This window comes from Mycobacterium uberis (genome assembly GCF_003408705.1).
In the GTDB taxonomy this organism is placed as follows: Bacteria; Actinomycetota; Actinomycetes; order Mycobacteriales; family Mycobacteriaceae; genus Mycobacterium; species Mycobacterium uberis.
In genome coordinates this window covers 429,789-447,101 of sequence record NZ_QAYL01000001.1, presented here as the reverse complement: position 1 = coordinate 447,101, position 17,313 = coordinate 429,789, and the positions used below count along the sequence as shown (strand labels likewise).

The 17,313-nt window shown below is 56.1% G+C and carries 10 protein-coding genes and 3 pseudogenes; 1 reads left to right on the top strand and 12 read right to left on the bottom strand.

Annotation, left to right across the window (positions count from 1 at the left end; all coding sequences use genetic code 11):
* Nucleotides 1-1,480: 1,480 nt before the first annotated feature.
* Nucleotides 1,481-2,761 carry a tyrosine--tRNA ligase gene (gene tyrS / locus MUBE_RS01925; RefSeq protein ID WP_116539309.1) on the bottom strand — a complete coding sequence of 427 codons (1,281 nt, stop codon included), beginning with the start codon at nt 2,759-2,761 and terminating at the stop codon, nt 1,481-1,483.
* Between the two features lie 10 nt (nt 2,762-2,771).
* Complete coding sequence (locus MUBE_RS01920; RefSeq protein WP_116539308.1) at nt 2,772-3,383, bottom strand: DNA-3-methyladenine glycosylase; 612 nt, start codon at nt 3,381-3,383, stop codon at nt 2,772-2,774.
* Nucleotides 3,384-3,515: 132 nt separating this feature from the next.
* Between MUBE_RS01920 and MUBE_RS16705 the strand changes: the two are divergent.
* A pseudogene (locus tag MUBE_RS16705) lies at nt 3,516-4,221 on the top strand (ATP-binding cassette domain-containing protein); the annotation flags it as partial.
* 562 nt (nt 4,222-4,783) lie between these two features.
* Here MUBE_RS16705 and MUBE_RS01905 read toward each other — a convergent pair.
* From MUBE_RS01905 to MUBE_RS01845, 10 genes and pseudogenes are all read right to left on the bottom strand, one after another.
* Nucleotides 4,784-5,017: a Trm112 family protein gene (locus MUBE_RS01905; protein WP_116539249.1), complete on the bottom strand. Its 234-nt coding sequence runs from the start codon at nt 5,015-5,017 to the stop codon at nt 4,784-4,786.
* A complete protein-coding gene (locus MUBE_RS01900) occupies nt 5,010-8,048 on the bottom strand; it encodes an acyl-CoA synthetase (protein WP_116539248.1) in 3,039 nt (1,012 codons plus the stop codon). The genes MUBE_RS01905 and MUBE_RS01900 overlap by 8 nt, the downstream gene beginning before the upstream one ends.
* A gap of 77 nt (nt 8,049-8,125) precedes the next feature.
* Nucleotides 8,126-8,308: pseudogene (locus MUBE_RS19670) on the bottom strand (helix-turn-helix domain-containing protein); the annotation flags it as partial.
* 541 nt (nt 8,309-8,849) lie between these two features.
* Nucleotides 8,850-9,125, bottom strand: coding sequence for a hypothetical protein (locus MUBE_RS01890; protein ID WP_116539246.1), 276 nt, complete (start codon nt 9,123-9,125; stop codon nt 8,850-8,852).
* A 1,121-nt stretch (nt 9,126-10,246) separates the two neighbouring features.
* The gene (locus MUBE_RS16235) at nt 10,247-10,492 is read right to left on the bottom strand and encodes a hypothetical protein (protein WP_207801623.1); all 246 of its coding nucleotides are present in this window, start codon (nt 10,490-10,492) and stop codon (nt 10,247-10,249) included.
* 2,797 nt (nt 10,493-13,289) lie between these two features.
* Complete coding sequence (locus tag MUBE_RS01870; RefSeq protein WP_116539243.1) at nt 13,290-13,919, bottom strand: hypothetical protein; 630 nt, start codon at nt 13,917-13,919, stop codon at nt 13,290-13,292.
* Nucleotides 13,916-14,239, bottom strand: coding sequence for a hypothetical protein (locus tag MUBE_RS01865; protein ID WP_116539242.1), 324 nt, complete (start codon nt 14,237-14,239; stop codon nt 13,916-13,918). Before MUBE_RS01865 ends, MUBE_RS01870 begins: the two co-directional genes overlap by 4 nt.
* Before the next feature lie 5 nt (nt 14,240-14,244).
* Nucleotides 14,245-14,388, bottom strand: a complete 144-nt coding sequence (locus MUBE_RS15350) for a hypothetical protein (RefSeq protein WP_165849633.1) — start codon at nt 14,386-14,388, stop codon at nt 14,245-14,247.
* Nucleotides 14,389-14,496: 108 nt separating this feature from the next.
* Complete coding sequence (locus MUBE_RS01860; protein WP_165849632.1) at nt 14,497-14,712, bottom strand: adenylate/guanylate cyclase domain-containing protein; 216 nt, start codon at nt 14,710-14,712, stop codon at nt 14,497-14,499.
* A 1,739-nt stretch (nt 14,713-16,451) separates the two neighbouring features.
* A pseudogene (locus tag MUBE_RS01845) lies at nt 16,452-16,966 on the bottom strand (enoyl-CoA hydratase-related protein); the annotation flags it as partial.
* Nucleotides 16,967-17,313: the final 347 nt, after the last annotated feature.

Sequence of the window (17,313 nt, the reverse complement as noted above, 5' to 3'; positions counted from 1 at the left end):
GGTGATGGGGTCGTGTTGTTGAGCGAAGACGGGGTCCAGTAGGCAGATGGTGCGGGTTCTTACGCCATGTGGACCTATTTACTGGGGAGTTGTGTGGCTGATCTTATGTCGTTTCCTGCTGCTGTCTATACGATCGTGCGTAGGTTGGAGTTGGGGGACGATTACCGGCGCGACTATTGATGGCGATGTCATGGTGTTGTTTTGTGGCCTTCTCGATGGTGGCCAGCGTTGTTGTCTGGGTTGTGGTGGTGAGGAGAGGGGATTTACCGCGATAGCGTTGTGCGTAAGGTGACTGATGTGCCCGTTGTCGGGTATCCGTTGCGGGTGTGGGTATCTCGCGGTACTGCTGCCTAGTTAGTGACTGTGATCGGGAAGTGTTTATCCACAACATCTCCTGGCTCGTCGGATCGGGCTGGTTAACTACGCTGTGGTGTGTGCGCTGCATTTTGCGGCCACTCATGATCAACCGCACCCCCAACAGGCCCACCAAAGCTATCAACGGCTTCCTAGGAGCCCTATGTCGAAACGTCCTCGAATTCCCCAACCTCGCCTACTACTGAATCCTATCCCTACCACACTGCGGCAACCTCACCCAACAAATCGACGCACTCTAAACCGGAAAAACCAGTTTTCCTCGTTTTCTAGGGTTAAGACCCTGGCGTCGCAAGGCAACGAAACCAATCGAAAGAGACAGGCGATCACAAATTGTGGACAGCCGTCGGCGTAAGTGGACGCTTCGGGGCCTGTTGTCCCCCAATCGAGAGATAACAGGATCCTCCGGACTCGATTTTTTCTCCCACCCCAGCCATTCATGGGATAGCAGCACAACGGAAAAACCCGAAAGCTGTATCTCGAGAAGAATTATCCAGCTAGAACCCCAATTCCGCTCACGTATCGCGCGATTAGGGATTAAGAAGCATTGACCCACTTCGGTAACGCGAGTTCAAGACTGCAAGCACCTCTCAGGTAATGCTATAGACCCCAGCGGGATATCGTCGCCCCTCCCCTCAATCCCAGATAAGGCCCCGCTGAGTATCCTCGCCACCACCAACGATTAATCACCCGGCGTACTCCGCAATCTTCTAATACACCGGCGTCCAACTCAGTTAGCGTAAATTCCTATGTCGGAATGCCACCGCCTCGATACCACTGAGCCAATGGTATCGAATTGGCCGCACTAGCCAACACCGGTATTGAGCAATGCCAACTCCATGATAATTGTCCACCTATCAGGCACCCACCGCATAGCATCCCCCAAGCAGATCGAGCTCGCCGTACAACCTCTGCTAAAAACGGCTGGCATCATCAGAACAGCCAACCCTAACCTCGCTCGACGATCCTTGGAATCCCCACCGTGCAAACCGTACGGCCCGCCTCGCTGACCTTGTCGGTCAGTCAGGGAAAGGCGACCCGCTACCGCACCGCTGACCATCGAGACCGGCCCGCTGGGTCCGAGTAGCTAGTAATCACCCAACCCACGCTAAACCCTTTCTATCCCGGCGATATTCCGCTTACCGCGGCGCAGCACCAGCCAGCGGCCGTGCAGAAAATCTGATGTCTGCGGAACCCATTCCTCGCTCTGGATGCGAATGTTATTGACCGACACCCCGCCTTCAACGATCGTGCGCCGCGCCGCACCCCTGCTAGCGGACAGACCGCTGGCCACCAACAGATCGACAATACCGTCGGGACTGCCGGGTTTAAGCTCGGCGATCGCCGTCTCGCGCAATGCCGCTGCCAGCGTCGCCTCATCAAGGCGAGTAAGTTCGCCCTGACCAAACAATGCCTGGCTGGCATGTTCAACGGCCTGGGCTGCCAGAGTGCCATGCACCAAAACCGTGAGCTCGGTAGCGAATCGACGTTGCGCGACACGTTCCTGCGGGCGTGAGGCCGTAGCCTGCTCCAGTTCGGCCAGTTCGTCGGGCGACAAAAAAGTGAACCAACGCAAGTACCGAATGACATCCGCATCGGCGGTATTGATAAAATATTGGTACCAGGCGTACGGACTGGTCATGTCTGGATCCAGCCACAAGTTGCCTCCTCCGGAGGATTTGCCGAACTTAGTGCCATCGGCAGCGGTCACCAGTGGGACTGTGAGCGCATGCACTGTAGCGCCGAGTTTTTGGCGTACCAAGCGAACCCCGGCGATGATATTGCCCCACTGATCGGAACCGCCGATCTGCAGGACACAGCCGTGGCGCTGATGCAACTCGACGTAGTCGTTGGCTTGCAACAGCATGTAGCTAAATTCGGTGTAAGAGATCCCTTCACCATCCAACCGTCGCCGGATCGTGTCCCGATCTAGCATCACGTTGATCGAGAAGTGCTTGCCTATATCACGCAAGAATTCTATCGCCGACATTCGGCTTGTCCATTCCAGGTTGTTGACGATGACGGCTCCGGTCCTAGACTTTGCGGCTTCGTCGAATTCGACGAAGCGTTCCAACTGTCCGCGGATTCGCTCGGTCCATTCAGCTACGGTGTGCGCCTCGCTAAGGGGGCGCTCACCAACATCGCGCGGGTCACCAATCATGCCGGTAGCACCGCCCGCGAGCACAATTGGCCGGTGGCCGGCGCGTTGAAAGCGCCGCAACGCCAACAGGGGCACCAGATGTCCGGCATGCAGGCTCGGCGCGGTGGGGTCAAAGCCAGCGTAGATTGCCACCGGTCCGCGCCGCAACTCGGCGGCTAACGCATCGAGGTCGGTGGACTGCGCGATCAATCCGCGCCAACCCAGCTCGTCGAGGATGCTGGAAGACATCCAAAAGAGGCTAGTCGCTAGCACCGGAAGCCGGTGCTCGGGGACTTCGGCGATAGGCCGAGACCTCGGGCCGGCCTGCCAACCACAATCGCCAGGGTCGGTCAGCGGCGTGACTGACTCCAACACGTGGGCCCGACATCGCTCCCTGAGCATCATTGAGAACCAGTGTTACCGGACTGCCGGTATCGAATAAATCAATACCATTGTCAGCCATAGTAATTCCTAGCGAAGAGCACAGATTTCCAGGACCACGCGCCAACGCTACGGTACGGACAGATGCACCGCGTCGGTACCTGGCGACATCGGCACCGTTCTCGATAACACCGGCACGAATCAGGACTGCGGCAGCCGTCCCATCGGGTCCACACGAGACGTTGGCGCAGACGTGGATGCCGTGGCTGCGGTAGGTGTAGAGCCGGCCGGGCGGCCCAAACATCACGGCGTTACGGCCGTTGCGGCCACGATAGGAGTGGGCGGCGGCATCGGGCCAGGGACCGTCGGGAACCCCGCCATACGCCTCCACCTCAACGACAATGGCGCACACACCCCGGCTGGTAATAGCGGCGCCGAGTAGTCGATGTGCGGCCGCGACCGGGTCAACAGCCAATTGGTCAGCACTCACGGCACAAATTGTGCACTGCTGTGGTGACCACAAGTGCAACAAAGATAAGTATAGTTTAGTCACCACCATCACTATCATTTATTGGCCCTTGACAACTCCAGGGTAGGAAGAAGTATTTATGCGGTGGGTTAATCGCACGATGAATTAACATCAGATGACGCGAACCCAGTCGTCAGTGTCAAGCACCGGCGGGTGATTCGCAGTAAACATCCAGCGCTGCACGATTTATCGGTGGATATCACCCAAGGGAATATCATCGGCCTATTCGGTCCATCCAGCTGCGGTAAAATCACATTGATTTTTACATCGTCGGCATCCAGACCGTGGGCAGCCACTCTAAGGGAGTTGTCGCCGTACTGGGCAAACTGGCCGAATACGCAGCATTACGTTACCAAATCGGAAACTATGCCACAGAACCCCACGATTTACAATAACCTGCGCATCATCTACGAACGTAAGCTACTTCACCGCGCTGTATGGCTTCGATGGCCATGCCACTAATGTCGCCATCGAGCGGGTTGGATTGACAGATCATCGAACGCCTTTCTACAGCAACCTCTCCGGCGGTCAAGGCACCGGGGTGTCACTGGCATGATTCTTGGTCTGCCAACCCGCGTCGCTCGTGCTCGATGAACCGACGATGGGCTTGGATCCCGTATTGCGGGTGGATCTCTGGGTGCAGTTCACCGACCTAGCCGACGTTGACGCCACGCTGCTGGTCTCCAGCCATGTGATGGATGAAGCCGACCACCACGGTGACCTGATTATCATCGTGATGGGTGTCGCGCTGATGTCATTGTATTTATCTGCAGCAAAGCGAAAGCGACAGACTCCGTAGCACATTGGACGCCAACCCAAACCACAGGCGATCGGGGGAGATTCCGATACCTAACAAGTATATTTAAGTACACACAATGGTATTTATAAAATGTCAACAAGATGTGTGCCCGTGGCCACCGAAATCGATGCTATTGTAGCATAGCACTATTTCGATACTAAGCAGCAGCTGTTCGCCGCCACGATCTACCTTACGTATTGATCCCTGACGGTGTTCGTGCCAACGCGGGAGACACCTGTCGAGACACTCAGATACACAGTTTCTGTTACTGTTGTTACCAATCTGGAATTCCGAATCGGGTGTAAGGCTGATTGCAACATTAAGATCGTTAATCTCAGGCTCCGAGATGAGTTTGGCGAGCTCGTTTCTGCAGGAAGTAACCACCGTAAAAGTCGGTGCCCGGGTCGACAACCCGCCGAGGAGCGGAAAATCTCCATCCAGTTGGTCGCATCGCAGTTGATCAGCATGATCATAGCTCGCTACATCGTTAAAATTGAGCCATTCGCGTCGTTGCCAGCCAAATAGATCGTGCAAACCATCGAGCTGACCTTGCAGCGCTGCTTTACTGAGGATCTGCCAGAGGCGCTTGCGCCATAAACCGGGCGTGCTCGTCGTCGGCGACATCGCGGGCCTCGTCAACCAACAGCACCGGAATACCGTTGTCGATGCGATAGGCACGATGCAACCTTGGGTTGTAGAGCAATTGGCCGCTTGCCCCATCACCTTGGTGGACCAATACCAAAGGCCCCCGGTCAGCAGGGCACACCAGAATACTCAGCAGCAAATCGTCAAGCATGGGTGCGCGCGTGCCTGCCAATTAGCTCCGCCCGCACCCCCGGAGTCAACCGTCTGAACTGGTTAGTGACGGAATCGAAATACCACACCTGACGTCCCGCTTTGGGAACCCCAGCTCTACACAAAGCACCGACGATTGGACGGTAAGTTGCGCTCAGAGTCAACTCGGGCACCACGTGCACAATGTCGGGTCCCAGTCCGACGGGCATGATAGCAACAGCTTCGGTCAGGTCAGCCCTCGTGATGGCTGCGCCAGGCAGCAACGTCACCGCCGACACCGCCAACTGATCGTCGCCCACCTCCACACTATAGGTCACAGCGAGGTCGACCCCAGTGATGAGGCCGAGAGCGTCGGTTACTAGCTCAGCATAGACTAATCCGCGGGCAGTGCGAACCACCGAGTCACGCCGACCCGCCAGCCAATAGTCTCCATCGTCGTCGCGGCGGAACAAGTACTCGATCGATATCCAGGTGTCGGCCGGAGCAAAAACGCCGCGTTTGACAGAAGCGGTCGGATCGATCGGTCCGCGGGACGCGGCGAGTAGCACACCGACCTGGTTGACGTCGGCGACCTGGACAAAGCCGCGGTCGTTTTCCAGGATCAGGTCCTGTTCGGCATCGTAGGCACCTAGCTCGACATGCCCTACACCGGGCAGCGGACGGCCTTTGCTGCCAATCTTCGCGCCCGACACGTTAGCCAGCACGGCCTGTCCGTCGGTGGTAGCGAAGAATTCGACGACATGAGCGGGTGCGAACGCTTCGATGACTCGCTTCCATAGTCCGGTCGGCATCCCCGAGCCGATGAACAGCCGCACCGAATGATTGCCGCGCAGTACAACTGCCGGGCCGTCGACAAGTTCACGCAGCATGGCCCAGGTGTAGGACACAACGGTGACACCGTATTGCCGCACCTCGTGCACGAACCGGTCCGGACACAGACCGCGCGACAGCGCGATGCGGGCACCACCAACGACCGCGCCGCCCAGGCTGACCAGCAGTGCGGACTCGTGGTGCAACGAAGTCAAGCAGTACACCGTGTCCCGGCGATCGAGGGTGGCCGTTGAGGCAGTTCCGAAAGCCGAAACCGCCCACCGGTAGTTAGTGATCTGCTTGGCGACCAACTCGCCGCCAACCGTGCTGAACGCGATGAACGCCAGATCCCGAGCCAATCCCAGGTCGGGTCGATACCAGGCCGGCAGCTCAACGGCATCCGGATCGATCTGTTCCATGTCGATGACGTCAACATCCTCCGACAGATGCAGGTCGCGTGACTCACCGCCACCGAGCACCAGTACCTGCCCCGTCAACTGGCGCCTGTAAGCAAGCACTGCGTCAAGATTAGCGGGATCAGTCAAAATCTCGGTCGCTCCCCCGAGCCGGACCGCCGCGGCCAGATCGACATCTGGCCGCATCATCACAGCAACCGCACCCAGCCGAGACAATGCCGCAATGGCGACCAGTGCGCTGGGGCGAGTGTCCATCAGCACACCCACGCGGTCACCCTGCCGCACCCCGACCTTGATCAGGCCTCGAACAACGTTGTTAACTCGCCGATCGACAGCCTCGTAAGTATGTACACGTCCATCGAACAACAGGAATTCACCCCGCGGGGCATCGTGGGCCTGTTCGCCGATGATGCGTCCTAGCGATATCCGAGTGTAGTCGTTGAGCTGTCCAAGCCGAGTTAAACGCGGCAGTGTCCGGACTGTCTCCACAGCCAACGTGCGCACGGACCTGTTGGTGGCGACAATCACGTCGGCCACGCCGCGAGCCAGCGCCAGCGCTGCCTCGGAGACCTCTCCCAGTCCGTGCGCAAGCCGAGAACTAAACACGACACCGCTGACGGTACGTTCGGCCGGTTGATCCTGCATCGGATAGATATTCGCCGGCTTGTCGGCACCGGTAGATAGCCAGTGCACCCATTCGGCGACAGTCGGCCAGCTCTGTTGAGCCGCCCTGGATCCCACGACCAAGCCGAAATGTCCTGTCCGGACCAGAGATTCGTATACCTCGGCGCTGGGAACTGCCCGCCGAATGCCACGCACTGACGCTGGCTGGCCAATGTCGTCAACCTCACCAACGAAAGCCAGTACCGGGCAGGTGATATCGGTGAGCGTAACCATCTGTTCGTTAATGGCGAAACCGCCCGTCATCATTCGGTTGTGCGCGATGAACTGCTTGAGCAGCTCGGAAATCGCTGGCCCCGACCACGCGATCCATCCTTCGGATTCAAGGAATCGGCGCTGCGGTTCACGCGGCAGCAAAGCCTCACGATCGTGCAACTGACGCACAAAGTCGACCCGGGCCTTGGCGGTTTTAAGCGGATCTAACATCTGAAAGCCTGTGCGCGCCAACCAACTCGGGATATCCAAACGATTGAAGACATGATCTGCCATGAAATTTGCGAATGCTACACCGAAGTTGGGCGGGATACCCATGGGCAGCGCGGCCAGGGCGTCGACCGGGGAACCAAACGTCACAATGCTAGCAATGTTTTTCGAACGCCGGTATGCGGCAGCCTGATAGCAGAACATGCCGCCCTGCGAATATCCGACCAGGTGTACATTATCGCCGGCGGCGTCCTCGACCGTGTCTACAGCCTTACTGAGTGCCACGATGTGGTCGGTCAGATTCCGGCGCATTCCGCCCTCGATCTTGTCGGGTGAGCCGAAATCGATAACCCAGGGATCCAGCCCCCTGGCGTGCAGGATCCCTACCGCGCCCTTCTCCCGAGTGACGTCCCACATATCCGCCGACATCATCATCGGGTGCACCATCAGCACGGGTGAGCCCACCGGCAGTTGCCCGGGCTTGTTATCTGGCGGAAAATACCGTCGAAGTTTGTACATCGGCACGCTCTCGACAATCTGCGATGGCGATGGAACATCGTCTCTTTCTAACCCCCCCAACCGCAAGACTTCCAGACCATTTTGTGCTGTAGCGATCAGACGCTCGACTGATCGTGTGACCGTCGAAAAATTGAGATCCACTGCTGCTCCCTGACTCTTGACAGCTTGGACATCATGGCACATCGCCGAGTCCGGCCACTCTGGTCACACTGTTTAGTTGGCTCCAGTGCGGGCCGACTGTGACCTGACGGCTGCCGAAACCGATTAGCTATGGCACACCACTTCTTACGCGAGTTAAGTGTGAGTTTGACGTAGACGTGAGTGAGGTGGGATTGCACGGTGCGTGGCGAAACAAATAACCGTGTCACGATGCCTTGATTGCCCAGCCCGTTACCCACCAGCTGCACCACGTTGCACTCGGCAGAGGTTAATGAACCCCAGCCCCTGCTTCAATGTTTGCGTCGCCCGCACTGTCAGTGGAGCACCTCGTCGAATGAACATCACGACGCCGTCGGACTAAACGGAAGCGAAATCGTCTCCACCCATCGCATAACTCTCCACCCATTGCATCACGAATCATCAACACCGAGACCTGGCAGTCAGCCTCCCAGACCTTGAAGCGGACCCACTGCCCCCTGTCTCCGGGTGGCCGCTGCGCCTAAAGGCACGCCGTGACACAATAACTGTCGGACTCGCCGTTCAGTGAAACGATGGAGCCCAATGGCATCCAACACCCCTGCGGACGCGTAAGTCGGTTGCGCATAACAGAACTGCGTGCGAATCATTGCATGCTAGATCCCGCTCACCGTGTATAAGCGCTATGCGCACTCGCGTTATCAACGCCACCATTCGGTGCCATCCACTCGTCGACCTAACAGCATCATGGGCATACTTTGGCGCCACACTCGCATCGCTGCGCACCAGGGCTAACTACACCATCAACTAGCGGTGGTGCGCTAACAAATCTAGATGAGCACAATAATTTCACTGATCCGCCACACAAGTATCGATTACCGGTACATTGCCCGCGACCGGGCTCGCACAAAACGTCGCCATACAATATGTTATCTTAACATATGCAATGCCCAACTCTGCCACAGCGGCGATGCATGTAGCGGCTGCGACCTCGGCCGCACTAGCATCCAGATGCACTAACGCCAGAACCTGGATGTACAGGCCAAGAACGGTCGCGACCACGTCGGCTTCAGCCGTAACCACACAAAATGGCGCAACCGCACCATTCAGATTGCCTTTCCACATGTGAGCCTCACTGCGCCACAAATGGCATTGGCATGCAACGAACTGGTATCCGATGCTTTCGAGGAGCTCTTAGGCTTTTTCGACAGCAGCTCGCCCAGCGACCCTACCATCCACCACGCAGGCCCCCGCCAACAGTTCATGTAGAGAGCTTGGCTCAATGTCCATTTATCAATATATACCCTATAGTTAGGATATTAGGGTGTAGGCTAGCTGGATAGCCTTGGGAAGGTAGGCTTGAACTGCTTCTGGCTGGTAACCGCTACTGCAACCGCAGGCGGCGAGGGCCCGAGCTAACATCACTGGAGTCGTCTACGTCGCGTGTCATAACCAGCGCTTACCCAGGCCGAGCGATGATGTCGAGGTCATCCATCGGGCTCGTAGCCAGCAAGGCGCCGAGCATCACTTTGTCCACGAGTGCGCACCCAAACACTGGCTGATACTGCGAGCCGACTAGCATTGCCACTTCCCAAGACCAAATCAAACCAGGACAAGCCCTCGTGCTGGCGAGCCACGTCCGAACCAAACCGGTTGCAACCAGGAAACGAGCTGCAATGCGCTTACACCAGCATTGTTTTTGCGGTTCCAAGTGAAGCAAACGCGAGGCTGTCGATCTCGAGCTCAGCCTACTCCAGCAGCTCAAAGTGATTACACCGACTCGGCACATCCAGCCTAGAAGCCAATGTCTTGTAGTAACAATGACGCGCAAGCAGATCGATTTCGCAGGATTCATCCAGCTTTCCTAGCGTATACTTACTGCACCGTTTCCCGCTGCCTATACCACATGAACTCTAGAGCGTCTTGACTACTATCAACGATTTGTCGATGAGCAACGCCAGCTGATCAAGGATTGGACAGATCGCCAAGCCCCTGCCGAGCATAGCTCACGCTACGGCCGAGTTAAACCTGCCCGTGAAAGCCCCCGGTCGGCAAAACAAGATCCGTTCGCTCTCGATCACCGATCCATCGATGCGCTAGAGGGTTTGCTGACGGCGCACCGTGCTGTGCGCACTACCCGTCAGCAACCAGAATCGGTCCTAGGCGATCTAGAGCGGCGACCGCACCCGTGCGGCGGCAAACTCAATCGCCAGGGATACGCTGTTCTAGCCGCTGGCAAGTCTAGCCTACCGCCTCGGTGTTAGCGCTAACAACGCGAAAAGCTGACTGAACCAGGGGCGGGCGCGATCAGCGAACAATTCACTCTCCTCGTCGGTTAACAACAACGACGACACCCGCCAACTGATCTCACCAGCGACCGCGATCGAGTCGCGTCTAGTCGCTAAAATCGTCAATGCCGGGAAGGCACCCAAAAACGCAACGACTAGTTCGGCACAGGCATCGAGAACGTGCTCGCAATTGTCCAATACCATGAGTTGGTAACAGCCACTGATAAAGCCGGTAATTGAAAATGGATAATTGCACTACAATCTTCCCGGCTGATCGGTCAAGCCTAGCACGCGAACCCCGGCAATAAGATCGCCGGATCGGTCAACGAAGCCAGACCGACATACGATAGATTACTATGAAACTTATTATGCAACACCGTGCTACCGCGCAACTTGGATAGCCAGCCTGTTATTGTCCACACCGCCCTCACCGGTCACCGCCATTGGTCGGTTACTCGCCAAGAGCCTTTGCACAGCTTTCGTCCGTGTATCGCCGCCGATAAAAGTCGTGATCTGAACGGAAAGTTTTTATGTGAAAAAGGGTTGCGGGGTGCACAGCGCCGGAAGGCTATTCCGAAGTTCGGAATGACACATCTGTATAACCCGTTCAGGATGCAATAAATCACGAAGCGCACGGCTACCGAGATTGATCAGCCAAGCATCGGCCGAGAGATTGTCAATGACCAAATCACCTGTGATGGTCGAAACCGCAGCCTGCCACCATAGGCCAGGTCTCACAGATTCGCAGCCCGATTAACCGCGGAACCAGTATAAGTGCCTTAATCGCGCGACTGCACCGAGCCAGTGTAAAGACCAATGCGCAGTTTGATCGTGCTAGCAATGCCGCGCAATCCAAACCAGCGATAGCGGCCTCCATCTGCTCAGGCCGCTTCTGCCATAGCATCGTTGACCCTTCAACATCGGCTAATAACAGCATCACTATACCCGACAGCCGCGGTAAGCTCACGTCCGCGTCACTGTGTTGTCGTCGGGGCGTGCCAATATCTCATCAACTGGTATCCGATTCATGCGCGTCACACTGATACACAACCTCAGTCCAGGAATGCTACGCATTCGAGCCGAGGTTTTTCCAATTGAATTTCTACAGTTCAGCCTAATCATTGGAGCACCAACCTGAGGCACAAACACAGCTTTATTCGAACGTTGTGCTGTCGCCAACCATATAATCAACCGAATGACCCAATTCTGTTTAGTGCTTAGTACTTCGTTGTGCAAGACTCTGCGGACCTCTGTCTTGACACAATAGACGCGCTCTGCGCGGCGAGCTGCTGAAGCTATCGCGCTTTAAGATTGGCAAGTAGTTGGCCGCAGCGAACATTGGTCATCAATGCGTTCAGCTGCAGCACATCGCGGACTGGTAAGCCGCCGTCGCATACGGTGTGTTGTGATCGCCTGAGCCTGGCATATAAGTATTGGCAGCGATTCACCGGTTGATCAACCTGCCTGTACAACAAAGTTATTACGTAGATGCTGGTTTCACCAGTGTTTGCGCTGTTCATAGGTGACGTACACGGATGCAGCGGCTACCATGAGCTTTACTTTTTCTTGGGCCCTTGATAGCGACAGAGATGACCGACGATACTCGAAGCGGAAAATCTGCGACCCTACAGCGTCAAATCTACGCATTACAACGGATGGTTTTGACTCCTCGATGTCCCACAGTTGAGTAATCATCGATTAATCGCGAGGGGGGGGCTCGTGTGACAAGCGTGGTCGAAGTTAATACCAAATCTAGCTCCACGGCCATGTCGACCAGACCACGGCACGTGAACAGGGTATCGCGCTATACCGGAGTACAGCTAGGCTCGGAGACGAAAACTGTCCTGAAAACAGCAACACAACCGCCGATATCGGCCACCGATCATGCAGATGTTTTGAACGCCACCGCAGTCACACTCGCACGACTAAGAACTATCCGTCAGCTTCCCAAGATAATTGAAGTAACCCGCACGAAAATAGTTTTAAATTTTTTGTCATTAAAGCAAGTTCACCTACGGGGAAGTCACCGTTGGCCGCGGCGATACCCAACGCGTCTTGAGTTTCTCGGACAGTCCCAAATGGCACGCGAGATGCGTCGCCTATGAATTTAGGTTAGGACACGTTCACATGTAGAGACAAGGGTGACACATTCCGTGCAAGCCGCCCACCACGCTAGCCAGTGCCATGCCGACATTCCTGCTTGACAGTAATCCATCAGATAGGACTGTCCAGCTCGTACGTGAGTTGGACGTGGGAAGTGAGTCCGAGCTTAACATAGAGATACGAGTCAGGTTTTGCACGGTCAGAAGTGAGATGAAAAGCTATGTTCCAATCTCCTTGTTGCTTTTAGAACAACGCTGGCCAGGTACGTGACGTCAAGCTCAACTGACGTAAGCGCCGCCCCGCCTAACCGTTATCTGGCCGTTTGTTTGTTAAGACGTACGCTACGTTGCCCGTGCTTGAGCGCTTCCTTAATCGACAACTTCGTGTTTTCACGTCGCAATCACTCTCCCCCATTGCATCTCGCGAGCTTAACATCAAATTCTGATATCCTGACTAGTGGATAACAAATACAGGCCAAGCCGATACGCTGCTATATAGCCTAAGCCAGGCCAAAAGCCTCTCCACTTCCTGGTAACCGTCGTCGAGGCCGACGACGGATTCGAGCACGTCTGGAAGATCCAGGTAGGTCTCACAGTTAGCTAATTGGGCAAGTGCCTTCTGAGCGTCGCATTCACGCATCGTCACTGCCATCATAGAGCTTAACCCGCATGCGGTACATATCCGAGATAGCAAAGCAGGGTAGTCGACTTCACGTGCAATCTACAAAGCCTGCTGGATATGGTCAATGCCCGCGGTGACATCGACAAGGATGTAGAGCACAGCCGTCCCTCGCTCGCACCACCGGCGGCAACCCAAGCTGGCTGCCGGCCTCACCGCGGAGAACAGCGTCAAACCAGGCTCGCCCCTGGCTAATACGGCCACGTGTCAGCCATACGGGCTACAGTGAAGACGCCAGCGTTAGTGCGAGTTCAGTGTCGAAGCTCTCGCAGGTCCACATGAGGCGCGCGCAGGTTGTCTTTTCGAACGCCGCCTGTTCGATGCACTGCCCATAGTCAGTGTCGCCCAAGGCGTCGAGCAGAGCGACCAGCTTCACGTAGTAGTTGCGGTGTCGCAGCCGCACAGCATCGATCTCCCCGGACTCGCCAAGTTTTCTCCAACACGTACCGACGCATCGTCTCCGACAGCCAATAGCATGTTCGACCGCTGCTATAGTCGGCGACCACCAACGACTTGTCGATAAGCAGCACGAACACATCGAGTACTTAATAATGCTCCACCTCACCACCACCCGCGATCGCTTCCGCAACATCAAGGAAAGCAGACCACAAACACGGCCAATCGGCGGAGCAAGACCCGTTCCGGTCCGCTCAATAGCGCATGGGGCTAGTCCACCGAAGTCCACAGAGTCTGCTGGCGGGCCGGCTGCCATACAGACACTACTGGTCAGCAACTGGAAACGGTCACCTAAACCGTCGACAATGTCGGCCGGTGATAGCGCCCGAACCCGGGCTGCCGCTAGCTCAATAGCCAGTGGCCAACTGTCCAGACAGCCGCAGACTCCCGTCACAACGGCCGAGTCGGCTTCGGTAAGGTGGAAATCCGGCCGCACCCACCTGCGGCTCGGTCGCAAAATAATTCGACGGCCTCATCGCTTACGGACAGTGCCGGCACCCGCCAGTGCACTTCGCCCGTGAGACGAAAAGGTTCGTGATTAGTCGCCAGAGCCCTAACTCCTGGACATGCGTACACCAGGCGCAACACCAACTCCGTAGTAACCTCCACCAGATGTTCACAGTTATCCAGCATTAGTAGCGCTTGACACCCGGCCCGGAAATGCAACACCACGCTCACGGTGGAGCGGGCGAGTTTGTCACGCAGACCCAGCACACGGGCTACCTGGTCGGCGCCAGATCAGGATTGCTGGTCAGTGCCAAATCCACATACCATCCGCCGCCGACCTCACCGGCAAGCTGGGCCACCACCTGCAGCGCTAGTCGTTTCTCGCCTACACCACCGACACCTGTCAAGATGACCACACAGTTACCGGCCACCGACTACTGAACCGCTCTGAGTTGTCCGCAGCGTCCGACAAAATTCGTTAGTTGCATAGGAAAACTATGGGTTAGAACATCCTTGGACCGAGGTTAGACTACGCCAGCCGGTAAGTCCCCAGATAGGTCAGCCAAACCCCCACTGGGGAGCCCGTCAAACACCAAGTTCTTGGTCGCACTCGATAGCAAGATCTGGCCTCCATGCGCCAAGTTGCGCAGGAGCGCAGTCCTGTTGACGGTCGAACCAACATAGTTGTAATTGCCCTTATCGCGCAGCCGCACCTCCCCGGTATGCACCCCAATACGCAACCAGATCGAGCCCAGCTAAGTTCGCTGCAAGTTCAATGCAGCCGCCACGACGTCCGACACACTAACGAAGCTGTCGCCTTCGCTCTGCCTCGACCGGCCGTACTCTTTCATAGCTTGCTGTGACGTCGGACATCGTCTCATCTAAACGTGCGGCCGCAGCGCTTATATCCTGGACGCGCTTCTACCACGGCCAAGTCACATCCTCAACATCCCCAGGAACAAGGTTACCGTACCCACCGGCAGGTAGTTTGGTCACGACCACATTGCGGGAATTGTCCGCGCGCATCTCTACCGACGCTCAGCGGTTATGAAGTCAGCGAACTCAATCCTCGTTAGCTATCAGCACGCCATCAACTCGGTGGCCGAACCGGCGCATCTCACCGGGAGCATTGTGCCCTCGCCTGCCAGCCGTGCGTGTTAAGCCAATCCATGGCGATCGCTCAGTCCTGGTCGTGATACATCAAATCCTGCAGGTATACGTACTGCTCGATGGCGAGTTGATCAGCCGCCTTTCTAGACCGCTCCCGTAGCTGCGTACGCCGCTCATCTGAATAACTGACTGCGGTTTCTACTCTAAATACTGCTGCCGAGTGAGCTCGGCTGGGTGATCTGCTCGAGGAACCGATCGTGAACATCGGCAGACAGGTAAATCAACAGGGCCTTCAGCCAACCAGGCCGTCGGCGTCGTTGGACTGAACCCCTCGTCGCAAAGCGCGGCCAATCAGTCACGGCGTAGGTCGATGGACACCTCGCGGCAGTTCACCCTTAGTTTCACATCATGCGCAGCCAACGTCGCGGATTTGGCAGATCTGTAGTCAAGGGACATGGGTTTGTTCGATCTCTATAGACGGTGCATTTAAATTAACCAGTCTAACCGATAGGCTGGAGAATCCAGTCTATCGGTTAGAAAATCAACACCACCTGGTCGAATTCCACCAATGACTATGTCGGCAAAGTAGCCGTCAAAAAAAAGCGCTTCTGAACTGCTTAATAGCGACACACGTAGGCAATCATTGCGAAAGTCGCAGGATCAGTGGACTTTAATTTGGTGAACATTTACTCGTCGAACATGACGTTCCATATATTGATAGCGACGTTTCCTGTCAGGAACCGCACGTAGGGGTCGTGGATCAATAGACCTGTCTGGTCAGTTTTGGCGACTCGGGCGGCAGCCACCACGATGACGGTGATGCCGACACTGGTTGTGATATCCTAAGTGCTGTCATGGGTACGCAGATAGTGTTCAGTGTGTTCCCTCGATTCCAAGTGCCTCCTCTATATACAGCTGCTGGTTGGTGGTCGGCGCTAAGTTGACATGCCACTGCCTGTTACAGCAGTTATCGACAGTTTGAGCGACTACATGTGACACCAGCCATATTTTGCTGACCTCGTCGATACCGGTCAATGTCACCGCCTGGTTGCCAGCCAACAACTGCGGCACATAGTGTTCATTTCGATCACGCGGCCAACAAAGCTATTCACGTGGCTTGGAAGACATAGGATAACCATATCCATTGACGGAACATTAGCGTGAAATATGATTTCTCGAAAGCATTACCGTGGGCTTGCGGCGCAGTCTCCAGTATCGACGACCACCGGTGGCCGCTTCTCAATATGTGCGGCAGCTGTTTCTTCAAAACCGCTAGTATGCAACGCTATGGGCTAGTTGCGCCAAGCTCGCACTTTGCATCTGCTTCTACAGACTAGCGGCGTCCAAGCCACCTCACAAAAGCCTGCTACGATCCGACCACCAGGGGAAGCAGGTAGCTCAGCTCCAGCTCGCTGGTACTAAGCCCGTTGTGATGCCCGCGGCCCGCAAGTAAGCCCTGATCAAAGCCAGCCGAACATCTGCAGCTAACGCCAGAACCAGCCCACCACCTATGGCCGAACCATAGACCGCGGCGATCACAGGTTAGTGCAACCGCCGCAACACCAAGATGACATCTTCAAGGAGCTCCCGGCACGCAACGCCCGGACCGGCTGTGTCGAGTGGCACAGTTGCCGTGGGCTGTTGATCTGCACCCGAACAGAACCCGCGACCCGCGCCAATTAGCACAACAACCCGCACCGAGTTGTCTTAGATACCCCATTTTTTGAGGATCTGTCTGAGCGACTTCATCCGATCAAGTGCCATGGAGTTCATCCGGTCGGGCCGATTCAGAGTGATCAACACAACATCAGGCCGCGGGAAGCTCAGCACGAACCAAGTCTGTGCAGTATTAGTAAGATAGTTTGATGCCAGTGTATGACGCATCAATCTGGGCCACTCAAGCAACTTATAGCCGTTATGCTGGTAAAAACATCGGCTGAAACGTATACAAATGCGCGAAACGGTGCGCATAGGTAGCGGCGCACCCAGCAGCGAGTCACCGCAAGAAGCCGTGCGTGCGCACTCCGCTCGGATCGTAAGGCGGTTGGGTCCGACACTTGAAACCCCAGCAGATGTGCGATTGGTCTTAACGACCAGCCTGCCGGCTGGAACCTAGGTGCTCAATGCGCAATCCCATGCTACACAACATGATCAAATTGCCAACGGGATCACCGGCAAGCTAGCACGGGTTGGAGATTACTTCTTTACACGAAGCCCGCGAGTTCACACTG